The sequence below is a fragment of the Pantoea sp. EKM103V genome (genome assembly GCF_011800365.1).
Classification (GTDB): Bacteria; Pseudomonadota; Gammaproteobacteria; order Enterobacterales; family Enterobacteriaceae; genus Pantoea; species Pantoea anthophila.
Window position 1 is genome coordinate 115,569 of sequence record NZ_JAALFQ010000007.1, and the last position, 10,554, is coordinate 126,122.

Below are 10,554 nucleotides of genomic sequence, written 5' to 3' on the forward strand. Positions count from 1 at the left end.
TGGCGGTGTGAGAAAAGGCGAGCGATTGTTCAGCAATTCAGCAGAACAGACAAGGTGTTACGAGAGAGGTCACACTATTGCGATGGAGAAGATGGGGGCAATAAAAAACGGCTGGCGCCGCTGACCGGAGAGGGTGTCAGCATAACCAGCCGTTTCGCGTTCCGGGGTAATTAAGCCAGAACCAGATTCGGTGCTTTGAATGCCAGCGGCAGTTCAGCTTCGTCTTCGAAGGTTGCCCATTCCCAGGCTTCCTGCTTAGCCAGAACCGCTTGCAGCAGCTTGTTATTCAGTGCGTGGCCTGATTTGAATGCAGTAAATGCACCAATGATGTTGTGACCACACATAAACAGGTCGCCGATAGCGTCCAGCATTTTGTGACGGACAAACTCGTCTTCAAAACGCAGGCCTTCTTCATTCAGTACGCGGAAATCATCCAGACCTATCGCACAATCTAAGCTACCGCCCAGGCACAGGCCTTTAGACTGCAGATATTCGATTTCACGCATAAAGCCAAATGTACGCGCCCGGCTGATCTGACGAACAAAGGCATCAGCAGAGAAGTTCATCGCATAACGCTGTGAGCTGGAATCGATAGCCGGGTGTTTGAAGTCGATGGTGAAATCAAGCGAGAAACCGTTGTACGGTTTGATCTCGGCCCATTTATCACCCTCTTCCACACACACGGTCTGCTTAACGCGCACAAATTTCTTCGCGCTGTTGAGCTGCTCGATACCCGCATCCATCAGCAGATAGATAAACGGTGCTGCGCTGCCATCCATGATCGGGATTTCCGGAGCATCGACTTCAACAATAATGTTATCGATACCCAGACCGGCCAGGGCGGCATTGAGGTGTTCGACCGTTGAAATACGCACGCCGTCATCATTCACCAGGCAGGTACTCAGCATGGTGTCGCGCACGTATTTTGCATCAGCCGGAAAATCTACCGGTGGATTCAAGTCGGTGCGACGATAGATGACCCCGGTGTTAGCCGACGCAGGGCGTAATGTCAGGGTGACTTTTTTGCCGGTATGCAAACCGACACCCGTCGCCTGAACAATACGTTTTAATGTCCTTTGTTTGATCATCGCATTATCTCGCAATATTACCTTTCCGACCGCCAGTATACTTTACCAGCGGGCAGACACTTTAGCACAAAGAGCGGAGAACCCCAATTATAGGGTTAATCCTAATCGGCCTGCTTGCGTAAAAAGGCCGGAATATCAAGATAGTCGGGCTCTTTGTTCGACTGCGCAGCCTGGTCGTTAACCACTTTAGCAGCGGGTTTCTGCTCCTGCGGCAGCGGTGACATACCGTGCTGCTGATAGCGGTGATCCATCACAGGCTGGCTGGCTGGCTTGTTAGTGACCAGCGTGATTTCCGGACGCTTGTCCATGCCGATACCGGTTGCCACCACGGTGACGCGCAGTTCGTCATTCATTTCCGGATCCAGCGAGGTGCCGATAACCACGGTTGCGTTGTCAGAGGCGAAGGCGCGGATGGTGTTACCCACGGTTTCGAACTCATCCAGACGCAGATCGAAGCCTGCCGTAATGTTGACCAGCACGCCACGTGCACCAGACAGGTCGATATCTTCCAGCAGTGGGCTAGAGATCGCCATTTCAGCCGCTTCTTCCGCGCGATCTTCACCGCACGCCACGCCTGAACCCATCATCGCATAACCCATTTCAGACATGACGGTACGCACGTCAGCAAAGTCGACGTTCATCAGGCCCGGACGGGTGATCAGCTCGGCAATACCCTGGACTGCACCTTTCAGCACGTCGTTGGCTGCGCCAAACGCATCCAGCAGGGAGATTCCGCGACCCAGCACTTTCAGCAGCTTGTCGTTAGGAATGGTGATCAGTGAATCGACATGCTTAGAGAGTTCAGCGATCCCCTGCTCGGCAAACGCCATGCGTTTTTTGCCTTCGAAGTTGAACGGCTTGGTGACCACGGCCACCGTCAGTATGCCTAAATCCTTTGCCACTTCAGCCACGACAGGCGCTGCACCGGTACCGGTACCGCCGCCCATGCCGGCTGCGATGAACACCATGTCTGCCCCTTCCAGCGCAGAACGCAGTGCTTCGCGATCTTCTTCTGCAGAGTTACGGCCCACTTCCGGGTTCGCACCCGCACCCAGACCTTTGGTAATGTTATTACCGATCTGGATCGTCTGGCCGACCGCTGTTTTACGCAGCGCCTGAGCGTCGGTATTCACAGCAAAGAATTCCACACCTTCGATACGCTCGCGTACCATGTGCTCTACGGCGTTACCGCCGCCGCCACCGACGCCGATGACTTTAATCACCGCGTCGTTGGTTAATTCCATAGGTTCAAACATGATTTCTCTCCGTTATGTGCCTGTCGCCTGGAGATCACTAAAGAAAACAGCATGATCTCCTTTCACAAAAATTAAAACTCTTTTTTTAACCAACTGTTAAAACGCTTGAACCAGTTACCTACTGAGACACGCTTTTCGGTCTCTGCATCACCGTTCATGTGCGACTCTTTGCCATAGTGCAGCAGTCCCACCGCGGTGGAGTAGTACGATTCCTGCGCATAATCAGTCAGGCCAGTAATATTCAGCGGCTGTCCGATACGCACCTGCGTATGGAATACGCGTTGCGCACAGGCCGCCAGTCCTTCAATTTGCGCGGCGCCACCGGTCAGGACAATGCCTGCGGCTAAGTGGTGCTTCACGCCCTGCTGACGCAGTTGTTCCTGTAACTGCAGAATCTCGTCGTTGACCAGATTCAAAAGTTCGGTATAACGCGGCTCAATCACCTCTGCCAGCGTCTGACGCTGCAGGCTGCGCGGTGGACGTCCACCCACGCTTGGCACTTCAACGTTCTCATCTTTGCCGACAATCGATCCCAGCGCACAGCCATGGCGCACTTTAATCGCCTCCGCATCGGTTGGCGGTGTGCCAAACGCATAGGCGATATCGCTGGTGACGACGTTGCCCGCATACGGAATAACCTTAGTGTGCCGTAAAGCGCCGCCGGTATATACGGCAATGTCCATTGTACCGCCACCAATGTCGACAACACACACGCCCAGCTCACGTTCGTCTTCCGTTAAAACGGCAAAACTGGAGGCGAGACCGGCAAAAATCAGCTGATCGACTTTCAGCCCGCACCGCTCAACGGCTTTCACGATGTTCTTCGCCATGTCGTTGTGACAGGTGATCAGGTGCACTTTCGCCTGCATACGCACGCCGGAAAGGCCGACCGGGTTCTTAATCCCTTCCTGATAGTCGATGGCATATTCCTGAGGAATCACGTGCAGGATGCGATGCTCATCACGCACACGCACCGATTTGGCGGTATGCACGACGTTCTCCACATCATCCTGAGTCACTTCCTCTTCCGAAATCGGAACCATCCCGATTTCGTTCTGACAACTGATATGTTTGCCCGATAAAGCAAGGTAGACAGAGGAGATCTGGCAATCTGCCATCAGCTCAGCCTGGTCGATGGCACGCTGAACGCATTTCACCACCGACTCAAGGTCGTTTACACCACCTTTATCCATACCGCGGGAGGGACAGCTGCCCACCCCAATAATGTTGACCATACCATCGGGCAGAATTTCCCCAACCAGGGCGGCGACCTTCGCAGTGCCGATTTCGAGTCCAACTACCAGTTTTCTGTCCGTTGCCTTGATCATTGTTGTTTAGCCTGTGCCTGGTTCTGTTGCTGATTACTGTCCTGTGGCTCCATCACAACCGGTGTCCAGCCAACAGAAGCGCCCGAGTCGTATCGCAAATCCACGTAGCTGATACGTTTGCTCTCGTTCTGACCTTGCTGTTCCAGCACCGGGTAGAGCTCAATAAAGCGATTCAGTCGTTTCATGGTGTCGCTGCGGCCCAGCTCGATACGAACATCATCGCTGGTGACCAGCTGCCATGAACGCCGGGCCGTCATCGACGCCACCTTCAGAGTAAACTTCCGGGCTTTCAGCACATCATCCATGCTGTGATAGCCCGCCAGGACCTCTTTTTCACTCCCTTCAGGTCCATACAGCATTGGCAACGTCTCTTTACCAATGTGGCTGGCAGGCACACTGAAGGAAACCCCATCAGCATCCACCATATGCACATCGTTCCAGCGCGCCACTGGCGTGTACTCCACCAGATGAATTTTCAGCTCGTCCGGCCACTGTTTACGCACGCTGACCTGCTTGATCCACGGCAGCCGCTCGATCTGCTGCTGCAGGATGTCGACATTCTGCGACATAAAGGTGCCCGGTGGGCCAAGCGACAGGATCGCCTGGCGGATATCATCGTGCGTGGTGTAGTGCGTCTGCCCCGTTACCACCAGTCTGGATAACGGCAACCGGGACGCATCATTCATCCACTTCAGCACCACCAGCCCGCCGGAAATCATAATCCCGATGACGATCAGCAGGAAAACAATACCGAACAGTCGGGCTCCGTTACTGCGCCCGGTGCGAGTACGCTCCTGCGGTTCACGGTTTCGAACTCTCATCGCCGCCTGTGACATATCAGTCGGCCAGCTCCAGAATATGGGCAACCAGCTGCGGGAAACGCATACCCGCCTGTTTCGCCGCCATCGGAACCAGACTGTGGCTGGTCATGCCCGGTGAGGTGTTGGCTTCCAGCAGCTGAAAGTTCCCCTCTCCGTCGGTCATCACATCAACCCGTCCCCAGCCACGGCATCCCAGCGCACGCCAGGCTGCCAGCACCAGCTGCTGCAATTCTGCTTCCCGTTCGGCACTTAAATCGGCCGGACAGAGATACTGAGTATCGTCAGAAATGTATTTAGCTTCATAGTCATAGAACTCACTGGCGCTCTTAATTTCAATGGCAGGCAGAATACGATCGCCCACAATCGCGACGGTATACTCCGCGCCGCTGAGAAACGCCTCGACCAGCACGTCATTGTCGTGCTTAAACGCCAGTTCCAGTGCAGCAGGCAGCGCGCTCAGATCGTTGACCCGGCTGATACCCACGCTGGAGCCTTCACAGGCTGGCTTAACAAACAGTGGCAGGCCAAGCGCCGCAATCGCCGCGTCGCTCTCTGCATCCAGCCCGGCAGCAAACTGCTGACGCGTCAGCCAGACAAAGCGCCCTGAAGGTAAGCCGCGCCCCTGCCACAGCAGTTTGGTGCGCAGCTTGTCCATGGTGACGGCTGAGGCCATCACGCCGCTGCCCGTGTAGGGCAGTTGCAGAAACTCCAGCACCGCCTGCAGCGAGCCATCTTCGCCACCCCGGCCATGCAGAGCGATAAAGGCTTTGGTAAAGCCCTGCTCTTTCAGCGTGAGAACCGAAACATCACGGGTATCGATGCCATGTGCATCAATGCCCATTTCCCGTAATCCGGCTAACACAGCCTGACCCGAGTTGAGTGACACCTCACGCTCTGCCGAGGTACCGCCCATTAATACGGCAACTTTATCCGCCATGACGATCCTCCGCTTTCTGCTCCGGCTGGAGCTTCGCGTCAGCCAGCTTGCGGGCAACCTTACCGACGTTACCGGCCCCCTGCACCAGAATCAGATCGTTGCCTGACAGCAGCGGTGCCAGCATCTCCGGCAGCGCGTCATGTTCCGGCACCAGAATCGGATCCACTTTGCCCCGATTGCGAATCGCACGGCAGAGCGAACGGCTGTCTGCGCCCGGAATGGCCGTCTCACCGGCAGAGTAGACATCCAGCATCAGCAGGACATCGACATGTGACAGCACGTTGGCGAAATCATCGAAGAGATCGCGGGTTCGGCTGAAACGGTGCGGCTGAAATACCATGACCAGTTTTTTGTCCGGCCAGCCTGCGCGTGCCGCTTTGATCGTCGCCTCAACTTCAGTCGGATGATGACCATAGTCATCCACCAGCATTGCGCTGCCCGGCTGCCCGTTTACCGGTTCGGTCGGGAACTCACCCAGCAGATCAAAGCGACGGCCCGTGCCCTGGAAGCTTTCCAGCGCGGCCAGAATGGCGTTGTCTTCAATGCCCTCTTCACTGGCGACGGCAACCGCGGCGGCCGCATTCAGCGCGTTGTGGCGGCCCGGTGCGTTCAGCGTAATCTGCAGCGGCGCTTTATCCTGACGAATCAGGGTGAAATGTCCCTGCGCACCACTCTGCTCATAATTCTCAATGCGCAGGTCAGCGTCATCACTGAAACCGTAGGTGGTAATGTGCCGTCCTACACGTGGGATCAGATCGCGGATCACCGCATCATCCACGCACATCACTGCGCGACCGTAAAACGGCAGGTTGTGCAGGAAGTTAATAAAGGTCTGCTTCAGGTTCTCAAAATCGCCCTGATAGGTGTCCATGTGGTCCGCTTCGATGTTGGTCACAATCGCCACCATCGGCTGCAGATGCAGGAACGACGCGTCACTCTCATCCGCTTCGGCAATCAGATAGCGGCTGTTGCCCAGACGGGCATGGGTGCCTGCTGCTTTGACCAGTCCGCCGTTCACAAAGGTCGGATCCAGCCCGGCTTCCGCATAAATGCTTGAGACCATCGCCGTGGTGGTAGTTTTGCCATGGGTGCCCGCAACGGCGATGCCGTGACGGAATCGCATCAGCTCCGCCAGCATCTCCGCGCGACGGATGACCGGAATGCGCTGTTCACGCGCCGCCACCAGTTCAGGGTTATCCTGCGAAACCGCGCTGGAAACCACCACCACGCTGGCATCGTTCACGTTTTCAGGGCGATGGTTAAAATAGATGGTCGCACCCAGCGCTATCAGGTTCTGCGTCACCGGGTTAGGGGCCAGATCTGAACCGCTGATATGGTAGCCTTCATTTGCTAACACTTCGGCAATACCGCCCATGCCAGCACCACCGATGCCGACAAAGTGGATGTGCCGGACGCGACGCATCTCGGGCACGATAGAACGCAGTTTTGCCAATTGTTGTGTATTCATCGCTCTCAATTACCTGCTCTTTCAGTTTGTACCCGGCCCGGGTACAGGTCAGACACGCTGACCGGAATGATTACTTTGCGGCGCGAGCCACTTCCTGTGCGACCCGATCGGTCGCATCGGGGATCGCCACCTGACGGGCTTGCTCAGCCATCGTCAACAGGGTTGCGCGATCCCAGTGGCGTAGCAGATCCGCTACGGCCTCCGCAGTAAACTGTGGCTGCTCAAAAATTCTGGCGGCGCCCGCTTTTTCCAGCGGCAGCGCGTTCCAGTACTGCTGGCGATCCTTGTGCTGAAACGGCACGAAAATCGCCGGTAAACCGGCGGCAGCGACTTCACTCACGGTTAACGCCCCGGAGCGGCAGACCACCACATCGGCCCAGGCATAGGCCGCCGCCATATCATCGATAAACTCGGTGACCCTGTGCTGCGTCTGACCCGCCTGCTGATAGGCTTTCTCCGTTTCAGGCAGCGCCCCTTTACCGGTCTGATGCCACAGGGTGATCTCATCACCCACCAGCGCCGCAATCTGCGGCAGCGTCTGGTTCAGTATGCGTGCGCCCTGACTGCCGCCAATCACCAGCACCCGGATCGGGCCCGACCGGTCGGCCAGTCGTTGTGCCGGCAGAGGCAGCGCCAGCACATCCGTACGCACCGGATTGCCCACTACATCGGCAGCAGGAAAAGCCCCCGGAAACGCCTGCAGCACTTTGGTGGCGATTTTCGCCAGCCATTTGTTGGTCAGTCCGGCAATCCCGTTCTGCTCATGCAGTACCACCGGAATGCCGCAACTCCAGGCCGCCAGGCCACCGGGACCGGAAACGTAGCCGCCCATGCCCAGCACAACATCGGGCTGCCAGGCTTTCATAATGCGACGTGCCTGACGCCATGCATTGAAGATGCGCATGGGCGCCAGCAGCAGCGCTTTCAGGCCTTTACCACGCAGTCCGCTGATGCGGATAAAGTCGATCTCAATGCCGTGCTTCGGCACCAGATCGGCCTCCATGCGGTCGGCAGTGCCTAACCAGCGAACCTGCCAGCCCTGTTCCATCAGATGATGGGCGACAGCCAGACCGGGAAAAACATGTCCGCCGGTTCCGCCTGCCATCACCATCAATCGCTTACCGCTCATCGACCACCTCGGGTAAACGCCTGCGCTTTCGCCAGGCGCGTTTCATAATCTATGCGTAATAAAAAGACGATGGCGGTCGACATAATGATCAGACTCGAACCACCGTAACTGATCAGCGGCAAGGTCAGGCCTTTAGTCGGTAACATACCGGCTGCAGCCCCAACGTTAACCAGCGCCTGGAAGCTGAACCAGACGCCAATTGAACAGGCTAAAAAGCCGGAAAAACGCTGATCCAGCTCCAGCGCACGTCGGCCAATCGACATCGCACGAAAAGCGACGAAGAATACCATTAAAAGTGCCAATACCACACCGATGTAACCGAGTTCTTCCCCTATGATGGCGAAAATAAAGTCGGTGTGCGCCTCCGGCAGATATTCCAGCTTTTGCACGGAGTTACCGAGTCCCTGCCCCCAGAACTCACCGCGGCCAAAGGCCATCAGCGACTGGGTCAGCTGGTAGCCACTCCCAAACGGATCTTCCCAGGGATTCCAGAACGACGTCACGCGGCGCATACGGTAGGGTTCTGCAATGATAAGCAGGATCACCGCAAAGATACCGGAGCCGATAATCGCCATGAACTGCCACAGCTTGGCCCCCGCCAGGAAGAGCATCGCCAGCGTCGTAACAAACAGCACCACCACCGTTCCCAGGTCGGGCTGCGCCAGCAGTAACACCGCCAGCACGACCATGACGCCCATCGGTTTACAGAAGCCCCAGAAGTTATTACGCACCTCTTCCACTTTGCGCACCAGGTAACTGGCGAGATAGCAGAACAGGGAGAGCTTCGACAGCTCCGCAGGCTGGATACGCAGCGGACCCAGCGCAATCCAGCGCGATGCGCCGTTAACCGAGCTGCCGACCACCAGAACAATCAGCAGCATGACGATCGTGACCATCAGCATCACGTTGCTGTAGCGCTGCCAGAAATCCATCGGCACCCGCAGCGTGACCAGCGCCATGCCCAGCGCCAGCGCAATGTAGAAGGCGTCACGCTTGGCAAAGTAAAAGAGATCGTCATTCAGACGCTGACCGACCGGCATAGAGGCCGAGGTCACCATCACAAAACCAATCACTGCCAGACCGAGCGTCAGCCATAACAGCGTGCGGTCATAGAGCACCAGTGAAGTGTCATCACTTTCACGCGCTCCCATGACCCAATCTTTCAGGCGTCCTGAGAAATAGTGAGCCAGTCCGGCGCCAGGAATACGCATCAGCTCAGCTCCTTCGCCAGCTGCGCGAACTGATCGCCGCGCTGCTCAAAGTTACGGAACTGGTCAAGGCTGGCACAGGCGGGCGAGAGCAGAACCATATCGCCGGATTTAACCTGAGGCGCGATCTGCTCCATTGCCTGACGCATCGTCTCCGTGCGTACGGCGATCTCAGGACGCAGCGCCGCCAGCGCATCACCGTCGCGGCCAAAACAGTAGAGACGCACATTGTCACCCTGCAGCCAGGGGATCAGCGGCGTAAAGTCGGCTGATTTGCCATCGCCGCCCATCAGCAGCCATAACGTGCCGTTCACCTGCAGACCATTCAGTGCCGCTTCGGTGCTGCCAACATTGGTGGCTTTAGAGTCGTTAATCCAGCGCACGCCCTGATGCTCATGCACCAGCTGGAAGCGATGTGCCAGACCGTTAAAATGCGTTAAAGCGGCCAGGCTGGAGGCGCGTGGCAACCCTACGGCATCAGCCAGAGCCAGCGCCGCCAGTGCATTGGTGTAGTTGTGCTGGCCGGTCATTTTCATTTCAGCGGTGTTCAGCACCTTCTCACCCTTCACCCGCAGCCAGATACTGCCCTGCTGCTTGTTAAGGTGATAGTCACCGAAATCGATGCCAAAGCTGACACAACGGGTGTCCGCCCCGCGAACCGGCATCGTCAGGGCGTCATCGGCGTTAACGATGCAGGTCTGCGCGTTCTCGTAAACCCGCAGTTTGGCGGCACGATACTGCTGCATCCCCAGCGGATAGCGATCCATATGATCTTCGCTGACGTTCAGCACGGTTGCCGCCGCGGCTTTCAGGCTGTGCGTAGTCTCAAGCTGAAAACTGGAGAGCTCCAGCACGTAGAGCTGCGCCGGAGACTGCAGCAGGCTCAGTGCGGGCAGGCCGATGTTGCCGCCCACGCCCACCTGCCAGCCTGCGGCTTTGGCCATCTCGCCCACCAGCGTCGTCACCGTGCTTTTGCCGTTGGAACCGGTAATCGCCACGACAGGCGCCTGCGCCTCGCGGCAAAACAGCTCGATGTCGCCGACGATTTCGATGCCGGCATCTGCTGCTTCGCTGAGAAGCGGATGCGCCAGCGCGATGCCCGGACTGGCAACAATCAGATCGGAGGTCAGCAGCCAGTCGCCGTTAAGACCGCCCAGATGGCGTTCAACCTGCCCGGGCAATTTATCCAGCCCCGGCGGCGAGACACGGGTATCCATCACGCGAGGCGTTACGCCCTGCGCCAGAAAGAAATCAACACAGGAGAGCCCGGTCAGGCCCAGCCCGATGATGACGACTTTTCTACCCCGATAGTCAGCCAT

At 57.1% G+C, this 10,554-nt stretch carries 9 protein-coding genes; all 9 read right to left on the bottom strand.

Going from position 1 to position 10,554, the window contains the following annotated elements; genetic code table 11:
• Positions 1-170: 170 nt before the first annotated feature.
• Entirely contained in the window at positions 171-1,088 is a 918-nt protein-coding gene (lpxC, locus tag HFD97_RS15055; protein ID WP_167432188.1) for a UDP-3-O-acyl-N-acetylglucosamine deacetylase, read from the bottom strand.
• 101 nt (positions 1,089-1,189) lie between these two features.
• On the bottom strand, positions 1,190-2,344 hold the full coding sequence (gene ftsZ, locus HFD97_RS15060) for a cell division protein FtsZ (protein WP_009092127.1): 1,155 nt from the start codon (positions 2,342-2,344) through the stop codon (positions 1,190-1,192).
• Positions 2,345-2,415: 71 nt separating this feature from the next.
• Positions 2,416-3,672: a cell division protein FtsA gene (ftsA, locus tag HFD97_RS15065; protein WP_009092129.1), complete on the bottom strand. Its 1,257-nt coding sequence runs from the start codon at positions 3,670-3,672 to the stop codon at positions 2,416-2,418.
• Positions 3,669-4,508 (bottom strand): cell division protein FtsQ, encoded by an 840-nt coding sequence (gene ftsQ / locus HFD97_RS15070; protein WP_009092131.1) that lies wholly within the window; start codon positions 4,506-4,508, stop codon positions 3,669-3,671. The genes ftsA and ftsQ overlap by 4 nt, the downstream gene beginning before the upstream one ends.
• 1 nt (position 4,509) lies before the next feature.
• Positions 4,510-5,430: a D-alanine--D-alanine ligase gene (locus HFD97_RS15075; protein WP_140028858.1), complete on the bottom strand. Its 921-nt coding sequence runs from the start codon at positions 5,428-5,430 to the stop codon at positions 4,510-4,512.
• Positions 5,420-6,898, bottom strand: a complete 1,479-nt coding sequence (murC, locus tag HFD97_RS15080) for a UDP-N-acetylmuramate--L-alanine ligase (RefSeq protein ID WP_009092134.1) — start codon at positions 6,896-6,898, stop codon at positions 5,420-5,422. Before murC ends, HFD97_RS15075 begins: the two co-directional genes overlap by 11 nt.
• Before the next feature lie 70 nt (positions 6,899-6,968).
• Positions 6,969-8,027 (bottom strand): undecaprenyldiphospho-muramoylpentapeptide beta-N-acetylglucosaminyltransferase, encoded by a 1,059-nt coding sequence (gene murG, locus HFD97_RS15085; protein ID WP_009092136.1) that lies wholly within the window; start codon positions 8,025-8,027, stop codon positions 6,969-6,971.
• Positions 8,024-9,238 (bottom strand): cell division protein FtsW, encoded by a 1,215-nt coding sequence (ftsW, locus tag HFD97_RS15090; protein WP_009092138.1) that lies wholly within the window; start codon positions 9,236-9,238, stop codon positions 8,024-8,026. Before ftsW ends, murG begins: the two co-directional genes overlap by 4 nt.
• Complete coding sequence (gene murD / locus HFD97_RS15095; RefSeq protein WP_009092140.1) at positions 9,238-10,554, bottom strand: UDP-N-acetylmuramoyl-L-alanine--D-glutamate ligase; 1,317 nt, start codon at positions 10,552-10,554, stop codon at positions 9,238-9,240. Before murD ends, ftsW begins: the two co-directional genes overlap by 1 nt.

Coding starts and splice junctions, on each gene's coding strand:
- lpxC (WP_167432188.1), bottom strand. CDS start 1,088: ATGATCAAACAAAGGACATTAAAACGTATTGTTCAGGCGACGGGTGTC.
- ftsQ (WP_009092131.1), bottom strand. CDS start 4,508: ATGTCACAGGCGGCGATGAGAGTTCGAAACCGTGAACCGCAGGAGCGT.
- ftsW (WP_009092138.1), bottom strand. CDS start 9,238: ATGCGTATTCCTGGCGCCGGACTGGCTCACTATTTCTCAGGACGCCTG.
- ftsA (WP_009092129.1), bottom strand. CDS start 3,672: ATGATCAAGGCAACGGACAGAAAACTGGTAGTTGGACTCGAAATCGGC.
- murC (WP_009092134.1), bottom strand. CDS start 6,898: ATGAATACACAACAATTGGCAAAACTGCGTTCTATCGTGCCCGAGATG.
- HFD97_RS15075 (WP_140028858.1), bottom strand. CDS start 5,430: ATGGCGGATAAAGTTGCCGTATTAATGGGCGGTACCTCGGCAGAGCGT.
- ftsZ (WP_009092127.1), bottom strand. CDS start 2,344: ATGTTTGAACCTATGGAATTAACCAACGACGCGGTGATTAAAGTCATC.
- murG (WP_009092136.1), bottom strand. CDS start 8,027: ATGAGCGGTAAGCGATTGATGGTGATGGCAGGCGGAACCGGCGGACAT.
- murD (WP_009092140.1), bottom strand. CDS start 10,554: ATGGCTGACTATCGGGGTAGAAAAGTCGTCATCATCGGGCTGGGCCTG.